This is a genomic window from Bacteroides caccae, assembly GCF_002222615.2.
Taxonomy (GTDB): Bacteria; Bacteroidota; Bacteroidia; order Bacteroidales; family Bacteroidaceae; genus Bacteroides; species Bacteroides caccae.
Map to the genome: position 1 here is coordinate 4408530 of NZ_CP022412.2, position 25881 is coordinate 4434410.

Sequence of the window (25881 nt, forward strand, 5' to 3'; positions counted from 1 at the left end):
TGAAAAAAGAACTCTAATAATCCACCCCTATAATGAAACAAAACTCTAACAATAAACGGGAACGAAAAAAAATAAACGGGAAGAACAAAAAATAGACCGACCGTAAAGTCCGCCTATTTCATTTTTCAAGTGCGCCTTGTGATACCCTATTTCTACTAAACGGTACCGGTCCCGCAGTTCTACCCTATTTATTCTTTTTAAGTATCTATTCTACCATTGCAAGTCGGGTAAGTATTTACTTAGGGTGGTACGGAGAATACTCAAAGTGATCGGTTTCACCAACACTTCGGTAGCTCCCGCCTTCATCGCGTTTTCCTTGTCGGAGCTGAAAGCATAAGCTGTCTGCATGATAATGGGGATTTCCGTATTCGACTCACGAATAATCTTCGTAGCCTCCAGCCCGTTCATCAACGGCATTTTGATATCCATTAGTATGGCACTCGCTCTATGTTGGTGTTCTTGAAACAACTGCACCATTTCTTCGCCGTTCTTCGCCCATTCGATATCACATTTTTTACCTATGATAGCTTTAATCAATTTAAAGTTGCTGTCGTCGTCCTCAGCCACTAAAATGAGGGGTCTCAGTACACTCGTTTGTTCACTTTCCATATTGTTATTATATTGCTTTTTTTATTTGTCATTTTTGGTTAATATCTCTTTTCAGCCCGCAAGGTATAAAAAATATTCATATATTTCGCTATCTTTGCGCCTCAAAATAAAAGAATAATATGATTTCTGTTGACGGACTGGCCGTGGAATTTGGCGGCACGACCTTATTTAGTGATATTTCTTTCGTTATTAATGAAAAAGACCGTATCGCCCTTATGGGAAAAAACGGTGCGGGTAAGAGTACGCTGCTCAAAATTCTGGCAGGTGTACGGCAACCGACGCGCGGCAAGGTTTCCGCACCCAAAGACTGCGTTGTGGCCTACCTGCCCCAACATTTGATGACGGAAGACGGACGGACAGTGTTTGACGAAACGGCGCAGGCCTTTGCTCACCTGCACGAAATGGAGGCGCAGATCGACCGTCTGAACAAAGAGCTGGAAACGCGGACGGACTACGAAAGCGACAGTTATATGGCTCTCATTGAGGAGGTTTCCGCCTTAAGCGAGAAGTTCTATTCGATCGATGCCACCAACTACGAGGAAGATGTGGAAAAGTCGCTGCTCGGCCTCGGGTTCACCCGCGAGGATTTCCAACGGCAGACGAGCGATTTCAGCGGCGGCTGGCGGATGCGCATCGAGCTGGCAAAGCTGCTGTTGCAGAAACCGGACGTGCTCCTGCTCGACGAGCCGACGAACCACCTCGACATCGAATCTATCCAATGGCTCGAAGATTTTCTGATCAACAACGGCAAAGCGGTGATTGTCATCAGCCACGACCGCAAGTTTGTGGACAACATCACCACCCGCACTATTGAAGTGACAATGGGACGTATCTACGATTATAAAGTGAATTACTCCCAATATCTGACCTTGCGCAAAGAACGTCGCGAACAGCAACAGAAGGCTTATGACGAGCAGCAGAAATTTATCGCTGAGACGAAAGAGTTCATCGAACGCTTCAAAGGAACGTATTCGAAGACGTTGCAAGTGCAGAGCCGTGTCAAGATGCTGGAAAAGCTGGAACTGCTGGAGGTAGATGAGGAAGATACTTCCGCTTTGCGGTTGAAATTTCCACCTTCGCCCCGTTCGGGAAGTTATCCGGTGATTATGGAAGGTGTCGGCAAAACGTATGGCAATCACGTGGTGTTCCGCAACGCAAACCTGACGGTGGAACGCGGGGACAAGGTTGCCTTTGTCGGGAAGAACGGCGAGGGTAAATCTACGCTCGTGAAGTGTATCATGAAGGAAATCGAACACGAGGGGACACTGACGCTGGGCCATAACGTACAAATAGGATATTTTGCACAAAACCAGGCTTCGCTCATGGACGAAAACCTGACGGTTTTCCAGACGATTGACGATGTGGCGAAAGGTGAGATCCGGAACAAAATCCGTGATTTGCTGGGTGCGTTTATGTTTGGCGGACCGGAGGAATCAATGAAGAAGGTGAAAGTGCTTTCGGGCGGGGAACGGACACGTCTGGCAATGATTAAATTGTTGCTGGAACCGGTCAATCTCCTCATTCTCGATGAGCCCACGAATCACCTCGACATGAAAACCAAAGATATTCTGAAACAGGCGCTACTCGACTTCGACGGCACTCTGATCGTTGTCTCCCACGACCGTGACTTCCTCGACGGACTGGTTTCAAAGGTGTATGAGTTTGGCAATCAGAAAGTGACGGAACATCTTTGCGGCATCTACGAGTTCCTTGAAAAAAAGAAAATGGATTCGCTGCAAGAACTGGAAAAGAAATAAAATAGCCGGTAGTATCCCTTTATAGCCGGTAGTATACCTTTCTCTTTCTTCCCGAAGGAGGAGGGTTCTTCTTCAAATTTGGTGGCAATTTAACCAGTCGGTAGTATTTCCATTCCCCTCCTTCGGGAAGGAGGGGTGGCTGAAAGCCGGGGTGGTAGGTGGATACACAATGCTGATAATAACTGACTTACGCATTCACCTACCACCTCCCCCTACGGGTACTCCTCCTTCCCGAAGGAGGAGAATGGAGATACCACCGACTGGTTAAATTGCCACCAAATTTGAAGAAGAACAAATAATAAAAGATGTTATCGGCTTTTAACGGAGAAAAAGTTTTTGTATCTTTGTAACGTTCAAATAATCAAGCTGAAGCCGATACATATCCAAAAGAAAGGATGAAAAGGAAGAAACGATATATAGTAACATTGCTGCTTTTTATCAACATTATCATGTTGACGGCAGCCGTTATTCCTCATCATCACCACCCCAACGGAGCGATTTGCATGAAACAGGACTTGCCCGTAGAACAGCAATGTCCCAAACATCATCATCATCCGGCAAGCGACTCATGTTGCAGCAGCGAATGTATGACGCGCTTCCACTCTCCCATTCCTTCCTTCCACACAGATAGCGGACCGGACTATGTGTTCATCGCCACCCTGTTTACGGACGGAATCATCGAACATCTGCTAAAACCACAAGAGAGACGGGTCAAGAACTATTACGTCTACCGAGACTCGCTGCACGGGACGAACATCCCCCGTACCACCTCTCTCCGCGCCCCTCCCTATTCTGTTTTCGCGTAAGACCAACGTGAATGCAAACTTGTTGCATCCGCGTCACCCTATCTTTGTAACGTAAAAACAGTAAATTTTAGTAGGAAAATATCATTTATGAAAAAACTTATTTTTATGGGAATCCTGGGCTTATTCGCTTTAGGAGCCTGCAATAACAAGAATACACAAGGTCATGAAGGACATGGCCATAGTACCGTCACACACAACAACGATGAACACAACCATGAAGCGGAAGGTCACGACCATGAAGCAGAAGGACATACCCATGGAACAGAAGGAGAATGCAACGGCGATCATAAACATGATGCGGCCGACAATCACCAAGACACTGCTGCCGGACACGATGAAACTGCCGAAGCCGCCCACAGCGACGAAATCATCCTCCCGAAAGCGAAAGCCGATGCTGCCGGAGTGAAAGTAAGCATTGTAGAACCCGCCCCTTTCCAACAAGTAATCAAGACCAGCGGACAGGTATTGGCTGCACAAGGCGACGAATCCGTCGCGGTAGCCACTGTGGCAGGTGTTGTCTCATTCCGCGGAAAGGTGACGGAAGGTATGAGTGTAGGCAGCGGCACTCCGCTAGTGACCATTTCCTCGCACAACATCGCAGACGGCGACCCGGTGCAACGTGCCCGTATCGCTTACGAAGTGTCGAAGAAAGAATACGAACGGATGAAAGCGCTTGTCAAAAACAAAATCGTATCCGACAAGGATTTTGCACAGGCAGAGCAGAATTACGAGAATGCCCGCATCAGCTATGAGGCGCTCGCAAAGAACCATTCGGCAATCGGACAGAACATTACCGCTCCTATCGCCGGCTACGTGAAAAGTATTCTGGTGAAAGAAGGGGATTATGTCACAATTGGCCAGCCATTGGTCAGCGTGACACAGAACCGCCGTCTGTTCCTCCGTGCCGAAGTGTCGGAAAAGTATTACCCGTATCTCCGCACAATTAATTCCGCCAATTTCCGGACACCATATAATAATAAGGTATATGAATTGGGAGCATTGAACGGCCGGCTTCTCTCGTTCGGCAAAACAGCGGGAGACAACTCTTTCTATGTCCCCGTAACTTTTGAATTTGACAACAAAGGCGACATCATAGCCGGTTCGTTCGTAGAGGTCTACCTGCTTTCCTCCCAACTGGAGAATGTCCTTTCCCTTCCCCGCACGGCACTGACCGAGGAACAAGGAATCTACTTTGTATATCTGCAACTTGACGAAGAGGGATACAAAAAGCAAGAAGTGACTTTAGGCGCCGACAACGGCAAAAATGTGCAAATCCTCACCGGAATAAAACCAGGCGACCGCGTAGTGACGGAAGGAGCTTATCAGGTTCGTCTGGCAAGCGCCAGCAACGCAATTCCCGCACACAGCCACGAACACTAAGCGGCAAGGCGCCGCAGCCGGATTGCTTTGCGGTGCATCTATCTCATTTTTTATCACTCAATTGATGAATTATCATGCTTAACAAAATTATACATTACTCCCTGCATAACAGGTTGGTCGTACTCTGCGCGGCTTTCCTCCTGCTCATCGCGGGCACCTACACTGCCATGAATACCGAAGTTGACGTCTTCCCCGACCTCAACGCCCCGACGGTGGTTATCATGACCGAAGCCAATGGTATGGCAGCCGAGGAAGTGGAACAACTCGTTACCTTTCCTGTCGAAACAGCCGTAAACGGTGCTACCGGTGTACGCCGTGTCCGTTCTTCGTCCACCAACGGCTTCTCCGTTGTCTGGGTGGAATTTGACTGGGGAACAGACATCTACCTCGCCCGCCAGATTGTCAGCGAGAAACTGGCGGTAGTCAGTGAATCCCTCCCCGTCAACGTGGGCAAGCCGACGCTGGGCCCGCAATCTTCTATCCTGGGCGAAATGCTGATTGTCGGTCTGACCGCCGACTCGACCTCCATGCTCGACCTCCGCACGATTGCGGACTGGACGATTCGCCCGCGCCTGCTGTCCACCGGAGGGGTGGCACAGGTAGCCGTGTTGGGCGGAGATATCAAAGAATACCAGATTCAACTGGACCCGGAACGGATGCGCCACTACAGCGTTTCAATGGGTGAAATAATGGCTGTCACCCAAGACATGAACTTAAACGCCAACGGTGGCGTACTTTACGAGTTCGGAAATGAATATATCGTGCGTGGGGTACTTTCTACCCCGAAGGTCGAGGAGCTAGGCAAAGCAGTCGTAAAAACAGTAAACACTTTCCCCGTCACACTGGAGGACATCGCCGACGTGAAAATCGGCCCCAAAGCTCCGAAACTGGGAACCGCTTCCGAACGCGGCAAACCTGCCGTACTAATGACAGTCACCAAACAGCCTGCCACTAGTACCCTCGAACTGACCGACAAACTGGAAGCCTCTCTGAAAGACCTCCAAAAGAACCTGCCTGCCGACGTGAAAGTGTCTACTGATATTTTCCGCCAAAGCCGTTTCATCGAAAGTTCGATCGGCAACGTGAAGAAGTCGCTTTTTGAAGGCGGTATTTTCGTGGTGATCGTCTTGTTCCTGTTCCTGGCAAATGTACGTACAACGGTGATCTCGCTGGTGACACTGCCTATCTCACTGCTCGTCTCCATTCTTACGCTGCACTATATGGGATTGACTATCAACACAATGAGTCTCGGTGGTATGGCCATTGCTATCGGTTCACTGGTGGACGACGCGATCGTGGACGTCGAAAACGTGTACAAGCGCCTGCGGGAGAACCGGCAGAAACCGGAGGCCGAACGGCTCAGTACACTGGAGGTGGTATTCAACGCCTCGAAGGAAGTTCGTATGCCTATCCTTAATTCGACGTTGATTATTGTAGTCAGTTTTGTCCCCCTGTTCTTCCTGAGTGGAATGGAAGGAAGAATGTTGGTCCCGCTGGGCATTGCGTTTATCGTGGCGTTGTTCGCTTCGACGGTTGTTGCGCTGACGCTGACCCCGGTACTTTGCTCGTATCTGCTGGGCAGTAACAAGACGAACAAGGAACTGAAAGAGTCATTCGTAGCCCGTTGGATGAAAGGGATTTACGGGAAGGCACTGACTTGGGTACTGGCCCACAAACGGGTGACTTTGGGAAGTACAATCGGACTGTTTGTGGTCGCTCTCGGTGTGTTCTTCACTCTCGGACGCAGCTTCCTGCCTTCTTTCAATGAGGGCTCGTTCACAATCAACATCAGTTCGCTGCCGGGCATTTCGTTGGAAGAAAGCAACAAAATGGGACATCGTGCCGAGGAACTGCTGCTGACAATTCCAGAGATACAGACGGTAGCCCGCAAGACGGGACGTGCCGAACTGGACGAGCACGCGCTTGGCGTGAACGTCTCGGAAATCGAAGCTCCGTTCGAGCTGAAAGACCGTCCGCGCAACGAGCTCGTTGCCGAAGTGCGCGAGAAACTAGGAACGATCACCGGTGCAAATATAGAAATCGGTCAGCCTATCAGCCACCGAATCGATGCCATGTTGTCCGGTACAAAGGCAAATATCGCCATCAAACTTTTCGGCGATGACTTGAACAAGATGTTCTCACTCGGCAACCGGATAAAGGACGCTATCGGAGATATACCGGGCATTGCCGACCTCAACGTGGAGCAGCAGATCGAGCGTCCGCAGTTGAAGATTCAACCGAAACGGGAGATGCTTGCCAAGTTCGGGATTACCTTGCCGGAATTCTCGGAATATGTCAACGTTGCCCTTGCAGGAAAAGTGATCTCGCAGGTTTATGAACAGGGAAAGAGCTTCGACCTCATCGTAAAAGTGAAGGATGACGCACGGGACGAAATGGAGAAAATCCGCAACTTAATGGTAGACACCAACGACGGCCGCAAAGTGCCTCTGAACTACGTGGCGGAAGTGGTTTCGGCCATGGGACCGAACACGATCAACCGCGAAAACGTGAAGCGCAAAATCGTGATTTCCGCCAACGTGGCGGACCGTGACCTCCGAAGTGTGGTAAACGACATCCAAAAGCGTATCGATACGTCTATACAGCTCCCCGAAGGCTATCACATCGAATACGGTGGACAGTTTGAAAGCGAACAAGCCGCCAGCCGGACATTGGCGCTGACGTCATTCATCAGCATTGTTGTCATCTTCCTGCTGCTTTACAACGAGTTCCGCAGCGTGAAGGAATCCGGCGTTATCTTGTTGAACCTGCCGCTTGCACTGATCGGCGGTGTTTTCGCACTGGTCATCACGACGGGTGAGGTCAGCATTCCGGCAATTATCGGGTTTATCTCCCTGTTCGGCATTGCGACCAGAAACGGTATGTTGCTTATCAGCCACTATAACCACCTCCAAAAAGAGGAAGGACTGAACGTATACGACAGTGTCATGCAAGGCTCGCTCGACCGTCTGAACCCGATTCTTATGACAGCGCTTTCGTCGGCACTGGCACTGATCCCGCTGGCGCTCGGCGGCGACTTGCCCGGAAACGAAATTCAAAGTCCAATGGCCAAAGTTATCTTGGGCGGACTTTTAACCTCTACGTTCCTGAACGGTTTCATCGTTCCGATTGTTTACCTGATGATGCACCGCCGGCCTACCGACGCTGCACCGGAGCAAGAATCCCTCGCGACACCCTGCTAATCATCAGCCAGACGTAATAGAAGAAACAAATAAAAGAAAAAGTATGAAACGGATTATCATTATAAGTTCTTTTGCTGCCACTGCACTCTTCACCCTGACGGGGGGTGTGCAGGCACAGAACAGCATAGAACAGGTATTAAAAAATATAGAAACGAACAACAAGGAGTTGCAGGCGAACGCCCAACTGATTACCTCGCAGAAACTGGAATCCAAAACGGACAACAACCTGCCCGATCCTACCTTGTCCTACGCTCACCTCTGGGGAGCAAAGGACAAAAACGAAACAATCGGCGAACTCGTCGTTTCGCAGAGTTTCGACTTCCCCAGCCTGTATGCCACGCGCAATAAACTGAACCGGTTGAAGGCAGGGGCTTACGACAGCCAGGCGGACGTATTCCGTCAGGACAAACTGTTGCAGGCGAAAGAAGTCTGTCTGGACATTATCATGCTCCGCCAGCAGAAACAAATTCTCGAAGAAAGGCTCCGCAACGCGGAAGTACTCGCTGAAATGTATGCCAAACGTCTCCAAACCGGAGACGCCAACGCCCTCGAGACGAACAAAATCAATCTGGAATTACTGAACGTCCGCACAGAAGCCTCACTCAACGAAACGGCGCTCCGCAACAAAATGCAGGAACTGAATACGCTGAACGGCAATATCCCGGTGGTCTTTGAAGAAAGCCGGTATCCCCTCACTCCTTTTCCCTCCGATTACCAGATCTTGAAATCGGAAGTGCTCTCTGCCGACCGTACCCTCATGGCGCTCGGCAACGAAAGCCTCGTTGCCCGGAAACAAATAGCGGTCAACAAATCGCAGTGGTTGCCGAAACTGGAACTGGGATATCGCCGGAACACAGAAACGGGCACACCTTTCAACGGGGTAGTAGTCGGCTTCTCTTTCCCTCTTTTCGAAAACCGGAACAAGGTGAAGATTGCGAAAGCACAAGCTTTGAACATCGACCTGCAAAAAGAAAATGCCACGTTGCAAGTTGAATCCGAATTGTCACAGCTCTATCGTGAAGCCAAAGCACTGCATAACTCCATGGAAGAATATAAAAAGACGTTCCGGTCGCAACAGGACTTGGCATTGCTGAAACAGGCACTCACCGGAGGACAAATCAGCATGATAGAGTATTTCGTAGAAGTATCCGTCATCTACCAGAGCCACCAGAACTATCTGCAACTCGAAAACCAATATCAGAAAGCAATGGCACGGATTTACAAAAGTAAGTTGTAGGCCTTATCCGGCCTTTACAACACGCGGATCTTTTCCGGCAAATACCCGCTACGGATACGCCATTCCTGCGGATAAAGATTATTAGCCCGGTTGCCGATATTCTTCACAAAACCCAGAGGAATATTTCGATAAGTGAGCAAAACATACCCGCGAGGGGCTGTCGCCGGCAAAGTGACAGCCTCTTTCCGCAAATAAGCGATTGCTTGTTCATAACTCACCGCCTCGGTTGCAAAAACATCCTGCCGCAGAAGAAGGGCACTCATGGCCAAGGCATGGGCGGGAATCAGATCTTTTCCTTTCACCTCGCCAACCGAAACGCCTGCCTGCACCACCCGCAAATGTTGTTTCATGGCAGCCAGTTCGGCTACGCATTGCTGAGGAAACGCGTGTATTTCAGCACCTTCTGCCGACAAGACGTACTTTCCGGCACACTCATCATTCAGCCATTTTCCGGCCGTTGCCATGTTTTCCTTGGAGACAGGCGAAGAAGAGGCTCCCCCACCTTTCTTACCTTTTTTTCCGGCGGATTTTCCTTTCGGAAACGAATAATAATCGGCATAACTGTCCTCCCCTGCCGTTTCCGGTTTGCGGAGTACGGACAAGAAAAAGCCTTCACCCTTCGTCTTATGCGGGAAAAAGTGATATACGGAAGCCGATTCGCCGCACAGCAGATTTCCTGTGATATTCCACTCTTCCCGAATATCTACCGCCAACGATTCCGCCCCAAATTCCTGCTGAATCCAACGGACATTTTCTTCGTCCTCTTTCGTGTTATATGTACAGGTACTGTATATAAGAATGCCTCCGGGCTTCAGACTCGGCCAAACGTCCGCAATAATCCTCCGTTGCCGTTGCCAGCAAATTTCCACATTCTCCGGACTCCATTCTTCAACGGCCACCGGATCTTTACGGAACATCCCTTCGCCGGAGCAAGGCACATCTGTCAGAATAACGTCAAAGAAAGAAGGCAAAGCCGAAAAATCAGCCGGGTCGTTATTCGTAACCACCACATCCGGATGTCCCCATTTCGTCAGGTTCTCCGCCAAAATCTGCGACCGGTTCCGGATTACCTCGTTGGCAACCAGCAAACTACCTTCGGGCAACACACTACGAGCATGGGTCGATTTCCCTCCCGGAGCGGCACAAAGGTCGAGCATCACCACCGGCTTCGTGACATGCTGCCGGAGCACCTGTTCCACGAACATCGAAGAAGCCTCCTGCACATAATAACACCCTGCATGAAACAACGGGTCGAATGTAAAAGTGAGCCGTTCGTCGAGGTAGATTCCCTCCGAAGACCAGGGAGGTTGAACCGATAGAGCATTTTCCACTTTCAACCGATGAACTTTCAACCGATTCAGCCTAATGCTCACGGGAGGTTCCTGCTGCAAGGCGGAAACCAGTTTTTCGTATTCTTCGACGCCCAACAAAGCGCGGGTATATTCTGTAAAAGAAGCGGGTAAATTCATTTTCATTTATTAATTTGCGCAAATATCAAAAATATTTCGTCTCTTTGCAACTTTCTCGGATACTAACTGCGTCTAACAGACAAAGAAACAAATTAAAAAATAACAAATATGAAACAAATTCTAATAGCATTATTGCTCGCATTCACCACTTCGACAGTAATTAATGCACAAAAACAGAGTAGCATTGAGAAGGATTCTACCGAAAATGTGAAAGTGACCCTTTCGAAAAAGACAGACACCAAGGCGGATGAATCCAACACAACAGTGACGGTGATCGGTGTAGATACAACGGCGGGCAAGGACGCAAACAGTGTCAGCTCCTCCGGAAGCAGCCACGGAAAAGTTGGTTTTACCTTCGAATCGGATGACAACGACCTTCCCTTCGGCAACCTCAGCGACACGATCAGCGGAGGGATCCTGATCTCTATTATCGCAATCGTCGCCGTCTTCGGACTGCCCGTATTTATCTTGTTTGTAATCTTTTTCTTCCGCTACAAGAACCGGAAAGCCCGTTACCGCCTTGCCGAACAGGCCATTGCAGCCGGACAACCGCTGCCGGAAAACTTTATCCGCGAAAACCGGCCGGCCGACCAACGCTCACAAGGCATCAAAAACACCTTTACAGGGATTGGACTTTTCATCTTCCTCTGGGCGATCACCGGAGAGTTCGGAATCGGAGCAATCGGACTGCTTATCATGTTTATGGGCATCGGCCAATGGATAATAGGCAGCAAACAACAGAAAACAGATGATATTGATCCTTTCCGGATGAACGTTTCCCGGAAAAGGGACATCGACACCCGGAACAATTCTGCTGCCGGAAACAATTTCGGTACCCGAAACGATCCCCCCACCGGAAACAATTTCGATGCAGCCGCCCCTTCGGCAACGCAGCAGGAAGAAAGAAACGGAGAAAAGAGCGACGAAAATAAATGAGCCAAATCAACGATATATCGCTAGTCGCACAGGTCGTAGTGTTCAAAAACACTAGGGCCTTCGACCAGTTAGTGAAGAAATACCAGTCGCCCGTGCGGCGGTTCTTTCTCAACCTGACTTGCGGCGACAGCGAATTGAGTGACGATTTGGCGCAGGATACATTCATCAAGGCATATACCAATCTCTCTTCTTTCCACAACCTGTCGAGTTTCTCAACGTGGCTCTATCGCATTGCCTATAATGTTTTTTATGATTATATTCGCAGCCGGAAAGAAATGGCCGGCTTGGACACAACGGAAATAGATGCCATTAACAGTACCGAACAAGAAAACGTCGGGCAGAAAATGGATGTCTACCAGTCGCTCAAAACGCTAAAAGACGTGGAACGAACCTGCATCACCTTGTTTTATATGGAAGATTTAAGCATTGACAAGATCGCAGGTATTACCGGAATACCGGCAGGAACGGTGAAAAGCCACCTGTCGCGTGGAAAAGATAAATTAGCAACGTACTTAAAACAAAATGGTTATGACAGAAATAGACAATGATAAACTCTTGCGCGACTTCTTTACCGAAAACAGGCAGGAGATAGCGGACAGGGGATTCAGCCGCCGTGTCATGCACCACCTACCCGACCGCAGCAATCGGCTGGCACGCATTTGGAACGCCTTCGTCATGGCTGTGGGAGCCGTACTTTTCGTCTCCTTAGGCGGACCGGAAGCTGCATGGGGAACGATTCGGGAGGTATTCATCGGCATGATTAATCATGGAACAACAAGTCTCGACCCGAAATCAATCATTATCGCAAGTGTAGTGTTACTGTTTATGGCTGCGAGAAAAGTAGCTTCATTGGCATAGGCGGTACGGAAATGTTAAGATGATACTATCGACTGTTTAATCAGTCCCCATTATTTTCCTCTTAATTTTTCCCTTACTAATAAAGCTATCCGAGTGTTAAACAATAATAAATCTACCCTTTGTCCCCGATTAGCCCAAACATAGATGTTGTATCTTTGTTGCTCTGTAAACTAAAATAGAGAGAAAAGTTTTGAAATTACGTATATTCATTTTATTCCTGTTCCTGCCTTTATTGCGTGCCCAGGCAAGCGTCATCGACAGTTTGATGACCCAACCCCGGGATTCTATCGGACTCACGAGTGATTCCCTTGTACTGCATTTTTTAGAGGAATCGGGTATACCTATCTCCGATAATAATAAAGTGAAACTGCTGAAAAGCGGGCGGGAAAAGTTTATCGACTTGTTTGAAGCAATCCGTCAGGCCAAGCACCACGTGCATCTGGAATATTTCAACTTCCGAAACGACTCTATCGCCAACGCCTTATTCGCCCTTCTCGCCGAAAAAGTAAAAGAAGGTGTCGAAGTGCGGGCAATGTTCGACGCTTTCGGCAACTGGTCGAACAACCAGCCGCTCAAAAAAAGACATCTCAAGAAAATCCGTGAACAAGGGATTGAAATCGTCAAGTTCGACCCGTTCACTTTCCCTTATATCAACCACGCCGCCCACCGCGACCACCGGAAGATTGTCGTAATCGACGGAGAAATTGCTTATACCGGCGGCATGAACATCGCCGACTATTACATCAATGGACTACCCAAAATCGGTACATGGCGCGATATGCACATGCGCATTGAAGGCGATGCGGTGAACGATTTGCAGGAGATTTTCCTTACAATCTGGAACAAGGAAACCAAGCAGAACATCGGTGGGAAAATTTATTTCCCTCAACATGAAGACAGTACAAATATCGTTGTCGCTATCGTAGACCGCACTCCGAAGAAAAACAGCCGTATGCTGAGCCATGCATACGCCATGTCGATCTACTCGGCACAAAAAAACGTACATATCGTCAATCCTTATTTCGTGCCGACTTCTTCTATCAAAAAAGCGCTCAACCGGACAATCGACCGGGGAGTGAACGTAACAATTATGGTTTCGTCCGCCTCCGACATCCCTTTCACGCCGGATGCCGCACTTTACAAGTTGCATAAGTTGATGAAACGGGGGGCAACAGTTTATATGTACAACGGAGGATTCCACCATTCTAAAATAATGATGATCGACGACTTGTTCTGCACCGTCGGCACCGCCAACCTGAACAGCCGCAGCCTCCGTTACGACTACGAGACGAACGCTTTCATCTTCGACAAGAAGACAACGGCGGAACTGAACACCATGTTCCGCAACGACATCGAGCACTGCACACAGTTGACACCGGAATTTTGGAAAAAGCGCTCGCCATGGAAGAAGTTCGTCGGCTGGTTTGCTAATTTATTCACGCCATTTTTGTAATTTTGCACAAAGAGGATGACTAAAAAGCCAATAGTATCCCAAACTCTCCTCCTTCCCGAAAGAGGGGATTGGAGAGGATACCGACTTTTAAGCACAGCCTTGCAAATGCATTAACGCTTTGATAATTTACTCATTATGAAACAATATCTCGATTTACTGAACCGTGTGTTGACTGAAGGCACGGAGAAAAGCGACCGCACCGGTACCGGAACGATCAGCGTGTTCGGTCACCAAATGCGCTTCAACCTCGACGACGGCTTTCCCTGTCTCACCACCAAGAAATTACATCTGAAATCAATCATATATGAATTGCTGTGGTTCCTCCAAGGAGACACGAACGTGAAATACCTGCAAGAACACGGCGTCCGCATCTGGAACGAATGGGCGGACGAAAACGGTGATCTGGGACATATCTACGGCTACCAATGGCGTTCGTGGCCCGACTACAACGGCGGATTCATCGACCAGATCAGCGAAGCGATAGAGACGATCAAACAAAATCCGGACTCACGCCGGATTATTGTCAGCGCATGGAACGTAGCGGATTTGAATAATATGAACCTCCCTCCCTGTCATGCTTTTTTCCAGTTCTACGTAGCGGACGGACGACTGAGCCTCCAACTTTACCAACGCAGCGCCGACATTTTCCTCGGCGTGCCTTTCAACATTGCTTCATACGCACTGTTGCTGCAAATGGTAGCGCAGGTGACGGGATTGAAGGCCGGAGACTTCGTTCATACATTCGGTGACGCACATATCTATCTGAATCATCTGGAACAGGTAAAACTGCAACTGTCCCGCGAACCGCGTCCGTTGCCGCAGATGAAAATCAACCCGGATGTGAAAAGTATCTTCGATTTCAAATTCGAGGATTTCGAACTGGTGAATTATGACCCGCATCCGCACATCGCAGGTGTGGTAGCAGTCTGACCCCGGCACGATGCAGACGGAAGAATATCAAACGAACTTAATCTGTATGAGTAAAATATCTATTATAGCGGCCGTAGACCGCCGCATGGCTATCGGATTCGAGAACAAACTCCTTTTCTGGTTGCCCAACGACTTGAAACGTTTCAAAGCACTGACCACGGGAAATACGATTGTTATGGGAAGAAAAACTTTCGAATCACTCCCCAAAGGCGCCCTGCCCAACCGCAGGAATGTCGTTCTGTCTTCAAATCCGGCTGCGGAATGTCCGGGAGCGGAAGTATTCCCTTCACTCGAAGCGGCTCTGCAAAGTTGCAAGGAGGATGAACACGTATATATCATCGGCGGCGCAAGTGTCTACCAACAGGCGCTTCCCTTTGCCGACGAACTTTGCCTGACGGAAATAGACAACACCGCACCGGAGGCTGACGCCTTTTTCCCCGAAATCTCGCCCGCCGTATGGCACGAAAAAAACAGAGAAGCTCATCCTGCGGATGAGAAACATCTCTGCTCGTATGCATTTGTTGATTACGTAAAAGCGTAAAAAACAATTATTACAACTTATTAATCTTCGTCTTCTACGTCGACCATAATCGGCATCTGCCGTTTAATGGCTTCGTGGAAGGAGATTAGCGTTTCGGTACGCGCCAACCCCAACGGTTGCAGCTTATCGTGGATAATGCTCAGCAAATGGTGGTTGTTCTTAGCATAAATCTTGATAAACATATCATATTTTCCGGTGGTGAAATGACATTCTACCACTTCCGGAATCGCTTCCAAGGCTTTTGTCACCGAATCAAAGGACTCGGGGTCCTTCAGATAAATGCCGATATAAGCGCAAGTCTCATATCCTATCTTTTCAGGGTCGATCACATATTCCGAACCCTTTAATATACCGAGATTAGTCAGCTTCTGAATGCGCTGATGAATGGCCGCGCCGGAAACGTTACAAGCTCTCGCTACTTCCAGAAAAGGAATACGCGCATTGCCGGCTATTAACTTCAGAATCTGCTCATCTAAACTATCTAATTGATGATGTCCCATATTTGAATCAAATTGTTTTAATCGACGAATCTTTTATGCAAAGTTAGCGATTTTCCGGCAACAAATACTATAATTTATTACTTTTATTTGCAGAAAGCGGATAAGTCAACAATAGTTTGTACCTTTGTGGAAAACATAAATATACTATTTATATGAAACAATTTTGCTGTACACTGCTTTTTTTCCTTGCCACTCTGACAAGCTACGCGCAAAATTTTGCGGACTTTTTTCAAGATAAAACACTACGAGTGGATTACATTTTCACCGGAGACGCCAACCGTCAGGCGATCTATCTGGACGAACTCTCACAACTGCCTTCCTGGGCCGGACGACAACACCATTTATCCGAACTTCCCTTGGCGGGAAACGGGCAAATTATCGTGAAAGACGTTGCCACCGGACAATGTATTTATAAAACATCCTTTTCTTCACTGTTTCAGGAATGGCTGTCGACCGATGAAGCCCGGACAACCGCCAAAGGATTCGAAAATACGTTTCTCCTGCCTTTTCCCAAGAAAACGGTAGAAGTAGAAATTACGTTATATTCGCCCCGTAAGGATGTTATGGCAAACTTCAAACATATTGTATCGCCCGAGGATATTTTAATCCACAAACGCGGCACATCGCACGTCACCCCGCATCGTTATATGTTGCAAAGCGGCAGCGAGAAAGACTGCATTGATGTCGCCATTCTCGCCGAAGGATATACGGAAAAGGAAATGGATGTTTTCTATCAGGATGCGCAACGTACCTGCGAAAGCTTGTTCTCACACGAACCGTTCCGGTCGATGAAACAGAAATTCAATATCGTCGCCGTAGCCAGCCCGTCTACCGACAGCGGCGTAAGTGTCCCCCGTGCAGACCAATGGAAGCAAACTGCCGTCCACTCGCATTTCGACACGTTCTATTCCGAACGTTATCTGACTACCAGCCGGGTGAAATCGATCCACAATGCGCTGGCGGGAATCCCCTATGAGCATATTATTATCCTCGCCAACACGGATGTATACGGCGGAGGAGGAATCTACAATTCCTACACGCTGACCACTGCGCATCATCCCATGTTCAAACCGGTGGTCGTCCATGAGTTCGGACACAGTTTCGGTGGACTCGCGGACGAGTATTTTTACGAGGATGATACGATGACCGACACTTATCCGCTGGATGTGGAACCGTGGGAACAGAATATCACAACACGGGTGAACTTCGCCTCCAAATGGGAAGATATGCTCCCTCCACACATACCGGTACCTACTCCGGTTGCCCAACAAAAGAATTACCCGGTAGGCGTGTATGAAGGAGGTGGTTATTCATTCAAAGGTATTTATCGCCCGGCGTACAACTGCCGCATGAAAACCAATGAGCATCCCGAATTTTGCCCGGTCTGCCAACGCGCAATCCGCCGGATTATCGAATTTTATGTGCCATAAAGAAATAACGTTTGTCAAACTTAAAAACCCAAGCCTTTATGATTAAGCTTCAACCGATCAGCACATCGGATTTACAACATTACAAGTTTATGGAAGAACTCCTCGTTGATGCATTTCCACCGGAAGAATACCGTCAATTGGAAGAGTTACGCGAGTATACCGACCGGACGGGCAACTTTCATAATAATATCATCTTTGATGATGACCTGCCTATTGGGCTCATCACGTACTGGGATTTCGGCCGCTTCTACTATGTAGAACACTTCGCCACCAATCCCGCCCTGCGCAACGGCGGATACGGGAAACGGACGTTGGAATACTTGTGCAACCACCTGCAATTGCCTATCGTACTGGAAGTAGAACGCCCCGTAGAGGAAATGGCAAAACGCCGTATTTGTTTCTATGAGCGTCAAGGATTCACCTTGTGGAAAAATGACTATTATCAGCCGCCCTACAAGCCCGGAGATGATTTTCTTCCGATGTATTTAATGGTGTACGGTGACTTGAATCCGGAAAAGGATTACGAAGATATAAGACATAAGCTCCACACTGTTGTTTACGGGGTAAAGGAGTAAAATCAAAGCAAATCAAAGTAAAGTAAAACAAATCAAAGTAAAAATCAGTAAGACTCCGGTTAAGAGATTGACCGGAGTCGCTTTATAAATATATATTCTTCTTCAATTTTAGTGGTAAGGTTGATTGGGAAAATAACAATTTGATAATTGATAGTATCCACCACTCTCCTCCTTCAGGAAGGAGGAGTACCCGTAGGGGGAGGTGGTAGGTGAATGCGTAAGTCGGTTATTATCAGCATTGTGTATCCACCTACCACCCCGGCTTTCAGCCACCCCTCCTTCCCGAAGGAGGGGAATGGAGATAGCACCGACTGGTTAAATGACCACCAAATTTGAAGAAGAATCTAAATATACAAATAAAAAAAACTGTTCCCAATAAAAAAAGGAGGGCTTCCAATTCAGAATTGGAAGCCCTCCTTTTTTATATATCAAATTAACTATTTATTTCTCACCACGTTTAGTAGCTGAGTAGTTAATCTTCAAAGCGTATGACTTTCTAAGAGCATTTTTTACGTCAGTAACAATACCCATTTTAGTCTTCTGGTCTACTTTCAGAGACACAGTCATTTTGGCAGCGTCACCCTCACTCATACTAGCACGTTCCTGGAAGATGAAGTCCTGTACTTCGCCCACTTCAGCATAGCTGTCGTTGAGCTGAATACGGCTTTCAGTACCCATTTTCGCACGATATTCCTGAGTCGGTTCGCCCACATAAATGAATGTCACCAATGATTTCTTCTCCAGTTTTTCGAGTTCAGTACCTTGCGGAAGTGTAAACTGCACCTTTAATGTTACCTCACGCATTGTTGTTACAATCATAAAGAAGAACAACAAGGTAAAGATAAGGTCAGGCAATGAAGAAGTATTCAAAGCCGGCATTTCACGTTTACCAGTCTTATTAAATTTTCCCATTACTTACTACTTTTTTTCTCCGTATTTTTTAGGTTCTGCTTCAGAAATTCGTTGCGGATAGATTTCACGAACTGCCTTTTGCTGTTCGTCACTCAACTCCGAGTATTTAACTCCGAATTTTTCTGTTGCTAACTCGTCTCTCAATTCATTATATGCAGCCACCAATTCGTTCTGCACACTAATATATGCCTGATAAGAAGATCCACGGTCGTTCTGCAAAGAAATTACGTGCTTGTCATTAACCATATATGTACCGAAGAATTCCACATTCTTTTGTGTCTTTTCCGGCATGTTCTCTGCGTTATTAACGTTAGCAATAAATTCTTTGGCTTTCTGTCTCAACTGATCAACTCCGATATAATCATTTCCGCACATCAAAGCATCATCTTTATTCAGATAAACCTGCAGGATGTTACGTTCTTTAATCTTATCGGTAGTATCATCATTCTGTTCTTCGGGTGGTGGAGGCAAAAGTCTTGCCAAACCACGGTCCGTATCCATTGATGTCGTAATCAAGAAGAAGATCAGCAACAAGAAAGCGATATCCGCCGTAGAACTTGAGTTAATATCAGGAACTTTTCTTTTTCCTTTTGCCATTTTAATTACTTATTTAATCGAGTATCCTCAATTGATTACGATAATTTTTTCTTTATACCACTCACAATGATTGCAACAACAGTCACAAACAACAAAATGTAAATAGAATAAAGGAACATATCAGTCAGTTTCAGCCAGAAATAAACGTTATCTGTACCTTCATAACCCGGGATATTCATCGGCGTACCGCTACCCATAGCCCAAGCTATAATTAAAACAACAACCAAAAGAACCAAACCAAGCAAAGATTTGATAGCAGAAGCCGGATTATCTTTTAAAGCTGCACCAAATTGGAATACGGCAGCAATCACAGTAGCTGCGATAGCGATACCAAACAAAGCATACATCAAATAGAGTAAGGCGTCTGTTTGAGCCGGCTGCCACATTTCGGGATCTACTCCCGGAATCACTGCATCGCCCGTAGCGTCTCCTCCAAAGAAGAAGATACCCATTACGATGAGGATAATGGCAAACATCGCATACAGTGCGTAGTACGATGCCTTATATGTTAACTTACTCATTTCAAATTATTTTTTGTATTTCAGATCATATTTGATTACCATGTCAAGCAAAGAGATAGAAGAATCTTCCATTTCGCTTGTAAGAGCTTCAATCTTAGAAAGTACGTAGTTGTAGAATACCTGAAGAATCAAAGCAACGATCAAACCGAAGATAGTTGTGATCAAAGCGACTTTCATACCACCTGCTACAACCGTCGGAGAGATATCACCTACCTGCTGGATTTTATCAAATGCCTGCACCATACCGATTACAGTACCCAAGAATCCGAGTGACGGAGCCATTGCGATAAACAGTGTGATCCAAGAACATCCTTTTTCAAGGTAACCAGCCTGTACGCCACCGTAAGATACAACTGACTTCTCAACTACATCGATACCTTGATCGATTCTCATCAGACCTTGGTAGTAGATAGAAGCAACAGGACCTCTAGTGTTACGGGCAATGTCTTTAGCAGCTTCAACATCTCCTTTTTCCAAAGCAGCTTCGATAGATGCCATGAATTTCTTTGTGTTGATTTCAGCCAAGCTCAAATAGATGATACGTTCGATACAGAATGCCAAACCAATCACCAAAGCGATTGCTACCAAACTCATGAAAGATGCAGTACCTTCGATGAATTTAACTTTGATTTCCTTGTGAATACCACCTTCTTCTGCAGCAGGAGCGGCAGCTGTAGTAGCTTCAGCAGCAGGAGCAGCTTGTTGTTCAGTTTGTTCTGCTGCAGGAGCGTCTTGAGCCTGAGCAAGTTGAATTGAGCCAAATGTAAAGGCCCCAATCACAGCAACAATTGCAAATAACTTTTTCATTGTGTGTCTAATTTTTAAGATTAATTAATTGATTATTATTTATTGTATTTACTTCACATTTCTCTTTTCATTACGCGGAGAGACGGGGATTCGAACCCCGGATACACTTTTGGCGTATACACGCTTTCCAGGCGTGCCTCTTCAACCACTCGAGCATCTCTCCCAATGGGTTTCCCGCATTTTCAGCTACAAATGTATCCTTTTTTTTCTTTTCATAAAGCATTATCCGTTTTTTATCTTGAATAAATACTGCAAATTAATATAATTTAAAACCTTTCGGAGCTTATTTGCGGATTACAAACACTTTTAGCGCGTTTTCGGTAGTGACTTGTGCAACGTACTCCGGATTCATCTGATAAATCTCAGCTATTTTCAGAAAGGTGTCCCGCACATTGGCGCTCTCATTCCTTTTTCCGCGATTTGGGACGGGAGTCAGATAGGGGGAATCGGTTTCGAGCACAATACGCTCCAAGGGAACTGTCCACAAAGTGTCCGGCAAAGTTGACTTTTTAAAAGTGACCACTCCGTTAATACCCAGCATAAACCCTTCAAACTCCAACAACTTCGCCGCCTCATCGGGCGTCCCGGTGAAACTATGAAAAATACCGGTCAATGGGGTGTTTTTATAGGTTTTCATTACCTTATATATATAATCGAACGCCTCCCTGGAATGAATAACAATAGGAAAATTGTATTCAAGCGCCCACTCGATCTGCTTTTCAAGGACAAACAGTTGCTCGTTCAGGAAGGTTTTATCCCAATAAAGGTCCAGTCCTATTTCGCCGATTGCCACGAAGTTGTTCGGGGCCGACAGACGTTCACGTACAATTGCCAGTTCCCGCTCATACGTCTCGTTGACCGAAGTCGGATGCAGACCGATCATCGGATAACAAAGGTCCGGATAATCGGCGCAGACAGACAACATTGGTTCGATTGTCATACTGTCAATATTGGGCATGAAAATATGGGAAACGCCTGCTTTCCGTGCACGTTCCATTACCTGTGGCAAATCTTCGGAAAATTCTTCTAAAAAAAGATGAGAATGGGTATCTATCAGCATGTCAGTTCGTTTTCTTCTTTTACTTTTTCGCTGGAACGGTAATAATAGATCAATCCGTAATCACGGCATTTATCCAGTCGGACTTCATTCGGAGTGACGTCCTGATATTTAGTTTCCACCTGATTCCAGATGTCCAGAATTAATTCGTCGGCACGACCACGCATGGAAGCGAGTTCTTCCAAGCTGCGATTGGTTAGTGCCTGAAGGTTTTTCTGCCGTTCATAGCTGTCAAGGAAGATGTCGTAATGCACTTTCACGCGCGCAATGGTCGGATTGTAAATGGGTATGCCACCTTGGGCAGTCCGTTGCTGTTCGCCTTCGATTATTTTCTTTCCCCACTCCACCAAAGCGGCTTCGCTCAAGAGGTCGGGCACTACATTCGCTTCGGGCAACCCGTACATATTTTTATGCGATGTTTTAATTTCATCCCGCAGTACAGCCAGGTTGAGTACCTGAATAAAGTGGGAAATATACAGACGGGCCGTTTTTACATTAGCCTGATGTTTGCGGCTGGCCTTCGCCTGATTGTCATAACACTGTGTATAGTAAATCTGCGCCGCTTCAAACCTTTGCAGGAAATTGCGTGCTTCGAACAATGTTTTCAATGAAATAGCCAAATCACGGACACTATACAAATCGCCCTTTTCGACCGCTGCTTTCAGCGCCCGAACTCTGGCTTGGTCTGTATTTGGTAGTCTTCTATATGGCATATTATTCAAGAACTTAGCTACATTTCACGGTACATCAACAGCTTCACCAGGTTCTTTAATTCTTTTTTCCGTTCCTCGGCTACGGCAACTGCTGCCAGACTTTCCATAGCACTTGTGTAGTATTCACGCATTTTATTTTCGCAAACATTACGTATATTCAACTGATTATACAGTCCGGTCACCGCTTCTATTTTTTCGGCAGGCTGACAATCGTCCGCATTCAGCCAACGGTCCAATTCTTCCCGTTGCTTTTCGTCCGCGCGGTTCAAAGCTTTTATCAACATATACGTCTTTTTGTTGCAAAGAATATCTCCGCCTATTTTCTTCCCGAACACTTCCGGGTCACCATAGACATCAAGCAAATCATCCTGCAACTGGAATGCAACTCCTATCTGCATACCAAAATTATATAGATTTTCAGCATCTTCGGCAGTCGCTCCTGCCAGAATTGCACCAATCTTCAAACTGCCGGCAAGCAACACAGCCGTTTTGAGACGTATCATTTCGATATATTCGTCTTCCGTGACGTTATCACGAGACTCAAATTCCATATCCAGCTGTTGCCCCTCACAAATCTCCAATGTAGTCAGACCGAATAATTCCATGACCTCCTTCAAGTGCTCCGACGGAGCAGCCGTCATCAGGCGGAATGCCAGAATAAGCATGGCGTCTCCCGACAGAATAGCGGTATTATCATTCCATACTTTATGCACGGTCGGTTTTCCCCGGCGCATATCTGAGCGGTCCATTAAATCATCATGTAACAAAGTGTGATTATGATATACTTCAATGGCAGCGGCAGGGTCATATATAGAAGCAACATCCTCCCGATACAAGTTATATGCCATCAACATTAATACTGGTCGTATCCGCTTCCCTCCCAGTGAAAGGATGTATTCAATCGGTTCATAAAGTCCTTTCGGTTCCCGGGTAAACTGAATTTCAGAAATATAATTATTTATCTTATCGAGTAGTTGAGAAGCTGTAAACATGATGAATTAGAAAGATTAATGAATAAAAAGAGGCTGCCGAAAGCAGCCTCTTAATTTATAGTGTATACAAATTACTGCAATCTGAACATTACAGGAACCGTAAATTTAACACGTACCGGTTTTCCACGCTGCATACCAGGTTTCCATTTCGGCATGGTGTTAATCACGCGGAGAGCTTCTTTATCCAGATACGGGTCAACGCTACGTACCACTTTCGCATCTACGATACTACCGTCTCTGTTGACAACGAACTGTACGATTACACGTCCTTGAGTTCCGTTTTCCTGTGCGATAGTAGGATATTTGATGTTCTTAGCCAAATACTGCATCAAAGCTGCTTGTCCGCCAGGGAAGTCCGGCATGTTCTCTACAACTTCAAAGATAGTCTGTTCTTCCGGCTCTTCTTCAACAACCTGTACCGGTACATATTTTACTTCTACCGGAGCAGCATTATCTTCATTGATAATGGTTGTTGTTTCATCAATTTCGGCTTTATCGTCGACGATCTCCAGCAATTCAGCCACTTTCGGAGCTTCAGGTGGTGGTGGAGCCTGTTGTTCAGGAGTTTCGGTAATAGGAATGATTTCCTCTTCAAACACAAGGTCAGCTACTGCCTGGCTTGTATCAATCTTCACGTCACGCTGGGTCCATTCGAACGCCACGAACATGAAAGCTAATACTACCACGTAACCAACGAGCAACCATGTAGACTTTCTGCCTTCCAGGTCGGCTTTGGGTGATTTTTTAACTTCCATAAAAATAATTAATATAATGATTAATAAAAAAAGTGTCTATCTATGTGTCTCTGGGCAAATATAGTACATTTTCAGATAACCCTTCTTCTCTCCTCCTCTTTTTATCCGACTTTTTAACTTTTTTAATTCTTTCAGACTTATTCCACTGCTTTTATAGGGGAAACGCATGGCTGATTTTCAAAATAAACGTATCTTTGGCGGACAAATCAGATGAACTGAATATGAAAAAGATAACAATAGCAATTGACGGCTTTTCCTCTTGCGGGAAAAGTACTATGGCAAAGGATTTAGCGCGTGAAGTGGGGTATATTTACATTGACAGCGGGGCCATGTATCGCGCGGTTACCTTATACAGCATAGAGAATGGTATTTTCGACGGCGACATCATCGATACGGAGAAACTGAAAAAAGAAATCGGGAATATTCATATCTCTTTCCGACTGAACAAGGAAGGACGCCCCGAAACCTATCTCAACGATGTTAATGTGGAAGATAAGATACGCTCGATGAGCGTGTCTTCCAAGGTCAGTCCGATCAGTGCACTCGACTTTGTACGCAAAGAAATGGTAGCCCAACAGCAGTCTATGGGAGCTAAAAAAGGAATTGTAATGGACGGACGCGATATCGGAACAACAGTTTTCCCAAATGCCGAACTGAAAATATTCGTGACAGCTACGCCGGAAATCCGTGCCCGGCGCCGCTATGACGAACTGAAAGCGAAAGGACAGGAAGCCAGTTTCGACGAAATTCTGGAGAATGTGAAACAACGGGATTACATCGACCAGCACCGTGATGTCAGTCCGTTACGCAAAGCGGATGACGCCTTGCTGCTGGATAATACGGATCTGACCATTGCACAACAGAAAGAATGGCTGTTTGATCAATTTAATAAAGTTACCAACTAGTTTTCAGTAGGAATCCCCTTATCACTCTCAAATCAAATTTTATGATTAAAGTAGAAATAGACGAAGGTTCCGGATTCTGTTTCGGTGTGGTGACGGCCATTCACAAAGCAGAGGAGGAACTGGCAAAGGGTGAAACGCTCTATTGCCTTGGAGATATCGTACACAACAGCCGGGAGGTAGACAGGCTGAAAACAATGGGACTAATCACTATTAACCGCGAGGAATTCAAGAAGTTACGGAATGCCAAGGTGTTGCTTCGCGCACATGGGGAACCGCCGGAGACTTACATTATTGCCCGCGAAAACAATATAGAAATTATTGATGCAACTTGCCCGGTAGTGCTCAGATTACAGAAACGAATCAAACAGGAATTTCTGGAAAACGAACATCCGGAGAAACAAATCGTCATATACGGCAAAACGGGTCATGCCGAAGTGTTGGGGCTGGTAGGACAGACGGACGGAAAAGCGATCGTCATCGAAAAAGCGGAAGAAGCGAAAAAACTGGATTTGAGTAAGAGTATCCGGCTTTTTTCCCAGACCACGAAGTCATTGGATGAGTTTCAGGAAATTGTAGAATACATCAAACAGAACATTTCGCCGGAAACCACTTTTGAATATTATGACACGATCTGTCGCCAGGTTGCCAACCGTATGCCCAAGCTACGGGAGTTTGCAGCGTCGCACGATTTGATATTTTTCGTCAGTGGCAAGAAAAGTTCGAACGGAAAAATGCTGTTTGAAGAATGTTTGAAGGTAAACCCCAACTCTCATCTGATAGATAATGAGGAGGAGATTGATCCTTCGCTCATTCAAAATGTAACATCTATCGGGGTATGTGGAGCAACTTCTACTCCCAAATGGTTAATGGAGAAAATATACAAACACATTCAAGCATTAATATCTTAGTTTTTAATCAGAAGCAATCCGAAGAAGAAGATT

Annotated in this window: 27 protein-coding genes and 1 tRNA gene; 16 read left to right on the top strand and 12 right to left on the bottom strand. The window is 46.5% G+C overall.

Translation table 11 applies throughout. The features are described 5' to 3' along the window. Window positions 1–210: 210 nt before the first annotated feature. The gene (locus tag CGC64_RS18020) at window positions 211–609 is read right to left on the bottom strand and encodes a response regulator (RefSeq protein ID WP_005679754.1); all 399 of its coding nucleotides are present in this window, start codon (window positions 607–609) and stop codon (window positions 211–213) included. A 119-nt stretch (window positions 610–728) separates the two neighbouring features. Between CGC64_RS18020 and CGC64_RS18025 the strand changes: the two genes are divergently transcribed. The 5 genes from CGC64_RS18025 (at window position 729) to CGC64_RS18050 (ending at window position 8989) form a co-directional block, all read left to right on the top strand. Beyond that, the gene (locus CGC64_RS18025) at window positions 729–2366 is read left to right on the top strand and encodes an ABC-F family ATP-binding cassette domain-containing protein (protein ID WP_005679753.1); all 1638 of its coding nucleotides are present in this window, start codon (window positions 729–731) and stop codon (window positions 2364–2366) included. A 395-nt stretch (window positions 2367–2761) separates the two neighbouring features. After that, on the top strand, window positions 2762–3172 hold the full coding sequence (locus CGC64_RS18035) for a DUF6769 family protein (protein WP_005678904.1): 411 nt from the start codon (window positions 2762–2764) through the stop codon (window positions 3170–3172). 87 nt (window positions 3173–3259) lie between these two features. Then, the gene (locus CGC64_RS18040; RefSeq protein ID WP_005678902.1) at window positions 3260–4552 is read left to right on the top strand and encodes an efflux RND transporter periplasmic adaptor subunit; all 1293 of its coding nucleotides are present in this window, start codon (window positions 3260–3262) and stop codon (window positions 4550–4552) included. Between the two features lie 74 nt (window positions 4553–4626). Beyond that, window positions 4627–7752 (top strand): efflux RND transporter permease subunit, encoded by a 3126-nt coding sequence (locus CGC64_RS18045; protein ID WP_005678901.1) that lies wholly within the window; start codon window positions 4627–4629, stop codon window positions 7750–7752. Window positions 7753–7795: 43 nt separating this feature from the next. Continuing rightward, a complete protein-coding gene (locus CGC64_RS18050) occupies window positions 7796–8989 on the top strand; it encodes a TolC family protein (protein WP_005678900.1) in 1194 nt (397 codons plus the stop codon). Between the two features lie 14 nt (window positions 8990–9003). On the opposite strand, the gene CGC64_RS18055 is transcribed toward CGC64_RS18050, so the two are convergent. Then, entirely contained in the window at window positions 9004–10458 is a 1455-nt protein-coding gene (locus CGC64_RS18055; protein ID WP_032855449.1) for a methyltransferase RsmF C-terminal domain-like protein, read from the bottom strand. Window positions 10459–10566: 108 nt separating this feature from the next. Between CGC64_RS18055 and CGC64_RS18060 the strand changes: the two genes are divergently transcribed. The 6 genes from CGC64_RS18060 to CGC64_RS18085 all read left to right on the top strand — a co-directional run bounded on the left by CGC64_RS18060 (window position 10567) and on the right by CGC64_RS18085 (window position 15176). Continuing rightward, a complete protein-coding gene (locus CGC64_RS18060; RefSeq protein WP_005678898.1) occupies window positions 10567–11394 on the top strand; it encodes a DUF6249 domain-containing protein in 828 nt (275 codons plus the stop codon). Beyond that, the gene (locus CGC64_RS18065; RefSeq protein ID WP_005678897.1) at window positions 11391–11942 is read left to right on the top strand and encodes an RNA polymerase sigma factor; all 552 of its coding nucleotides are present in this window, start codon (window positions 11391–11393) and stop codon (window positions 11940–11942) included. The genes CGC64_RS18060 and CGC64_RS18065 overlap by 4 nt, the downstream gene beginning before the upstream one ends. After that, a complete protein-coding gene (locus tag CGC64_RS18070; protein ID WP_005678896.1) occupies window positions 11923–12252 on the top strand; it encodes a DUF5056 domain-containing protein in 330 nt (109 codons plus the stop codon). Before CGC64_RS18065 ends, CGC64_RS18070 begins: the two co-directional genes overlap by 20 nt. A gap of 190 nt (window positions 12253–12442) precedes the next feature. Then, a complete protein-coding gene (gene cls, locus CGC64_RS18075; protein WP_032855424.1) occupies window positions 12443–13705 on the top strand; it encodes a cardiolipin synthase in 1263 nt (420 codons plus the stop codon). A 135-nt stretch (window positions 13706–13840) separates the two neighbouring features. After that, window positions 13841–14635 carry a thymidylate synthase gene (locus tag CGC64_RS18080; RefSeq protein ID WP_005678892.1) on the top strand — a complete coding sequence of 265 codons (795 nt, stop codon included), beginning with the start codon at window positions 13841–13843 and terminating at the stop codon, window positions 14633–14635. A gap of 46 nt (window positions 14636–14681) precedes the next feature. Then, a complete protein-coding gene (locus CGC64_RS18085; protein WP_005682757.1) occupies window positions 14682–15176 on the top strand; it encodes a dihydrofolate reductase in 495 nt (164 codons plus the stop codon). A gap of 20 nt (window positions 15177–15196) precedes the next feature. Here CGC64_RS18085 and CGC64_RS18090 read toward each other — a convergent pair whose 3' ends face one another. Then, complete coding sequence (locus CGC64_RS18090) at window positions 15197–15676, bottom strand: Lrp/AsnC family transcriptional regulator (RefSeq protein ID WP_005678890.1); 480 nt, start codon at window positions 15674–15676, stop codon at window positions 15197–15199. Window positions 15677–15828: 152 nt separating this feature from the next. Here CGC64_RS18090 and CGC64_RS18095 point away from each other — a divergent pair, with 152 nt between their 5' ends. The 3 genes from CGC64_RS18095 (at window position 15829) to CGC64_RS19280 (ending at window position 18017) form a co-directional block, all read left to right on the top strand. Continuing rightward, window positions 15829–17106, top strand: a complete 1278-nt coding sequence (locus CGC64_RS18095) for an IgA Peptidase M64 (protein ID WP_005678889.1) — start codon at window positions 15829–15831, stop codon at window positions 17104–17106. A 38-nt stretch (window positions 17107–17144) separates the two neighbouring features. Continuing rightward, window positions 17145–17681 (top strand): GNAT family N-acetyltransferase, encoded by a 537-nt coding sequence (locus CGC64_RS18100; protein WP_032855422.1) that lies wholly within the window; start codon window positions 17145–17147, stop codon window positions 17679–17681. Window positions 17682–17894: 213 nt separating this feature from the next. Next, window positions 17895–18017: a hypothetical protein gene (locus CGC64_RS19280; RefSeq protein ID WP_259301323.1), complete on the top strand. Its 123-nt coding sequence runs from the start codon at window positions 17895–17897 to the stop codon at window positions 18015–18017. Between the two features lie 105 nt (window positions 18018–18122). Here CGC64_RS19280 and CGC64_RS18110 read toward each other — a convergent pair whose 3' ends face one another. The 9 genes from CGC64_RS18110 to CGC64_RS18150 all read right to left on the bottom strand — a co-directional run bounded on the left by CGC64_RS18110 (window position 18123) and on the right by CGC64_RS18150 (window position 24035). Then, the gene (locus tag CGC64_RS18110) at window positions 18123–18593 is read right to left on the bottom strand and encodes an ExbD/TolR family protein (RefSeq protein WP_005678886.1); all 471 of its coding nucleotides are present in this window, start codon (window positions 18591–18593) and stop codon (window positions 18123–18125) included. 6 nt (window positions 18594–18599) lie between these two features. Further along, window positions 18600–19190, bottom strand: coding sequence for an ExbD/TolR family protein (locus tag CGC64_RS18115; protein ID WP_005678885.1), 591 nt, complete (start codon window positions 19188–19190; stop codon window positions 18600–18602). 35 nt (window positions 19191–19225) lie between these two features. Then, a complete protein-coding gene (locus CGC64_RS18120) occupies window positions 19226–19711 on the bottom strand; it encodes a hypothetical protein (RefSeq protein ID WP_005678884.1) in 486 nt (161 codons plus the stop codon). A 6-nt stretch (window positions 19712–19717) separates the two neighbouring features. After that, entirely contained in the window at window positions 19718–20518 is an 801-nt protein-coding gene (locus tag CGC64_RS18125) for a MotA/TolQ/ExbB proton channel family protein (RefSeq protein ID WP_005678882.1), read from the bottom strand. Window positions 20519–20593: 75 nt separating this feature from the next. Then, a tRNA-Ser gene (locus tag CGC64_RS18130) sits at window positions 20594–20681 on the bottom strand. A 120-nt stretch (window positions 20682–20801) separates the two neighbouring features. Continuing rightward, the gene (locus CGC64_RS18135) at window positions 20802–21578 is read right to left on the bottom strand and encodes a TatD family hydrolase (protein WP_005678878.1); all 777 of its coding nucleotides are present in this window, start codon (window positions 21576–21578) and stop codon (window positions 20802–20804) included. Then, window positions 21572–22288 (bottom strand): hypothetical protein, encoded by a 717-nt coding sequence (locus tag CGC64_RS18140; protein ID WP_005678877.1) that lies wholly within the window; start codon window positions 22286–22288, stop codon window positions 21572–21574. Before CGC64_RS18140 ends, CGC64_RS18135 begins: the two co-directional genes overlap by 7 nt. 17 nt (window positions 22289–22305) lie before the next feature. Then, entirely contained in the window at window positions 22306–23280 is a 975-nt protein-coding gene (locus CGC64_RS18145) for a polyprenyl synthetase family protein (protein ID WP_005678876.1), read from the bottom strand. Window positions 23281–23351: 71 nt separating this feature from the next. Beyond that, a complete protein-coding gene (locus CGC64_RS18150; RefSeq protein WP_005678875.1) occupies window positions 23352–24035 on the bottom strand; it encodes an energy transducer TonB in 684 nt (227 codons plus the stop codon). Window positions 24036–24256: 221 nt separating this feature from the next. Between CGC64_RS18150 and cmk the strand changes: the two genes are divergently transcribed. Beyond that, complete coding sequence (gene cmk / locus CGC64_RS18155; RefSeq protein WP_005678874.1) at window positions 24257–24940, top strand: (d)CMP kinase; 684 nt, start codon at window positions 24257–24259, stop codon at window positions 24938–24940. Window positions 24941–24981: 41 nt separating this feature from the next. Beyond that, window positions 24982–25848, top strand: coding sequence for a 4-hydroxy-3-methylbut-2-enyl diphosphate reductase (locus tag CGC64_RS18160; protein WP_005678873.1), 867 nt, complete (start codon window positions 24982–24984; stop codon window positions 25846–25848). Window positions 25849–25881: the final 33 nt, after the last annotated feature.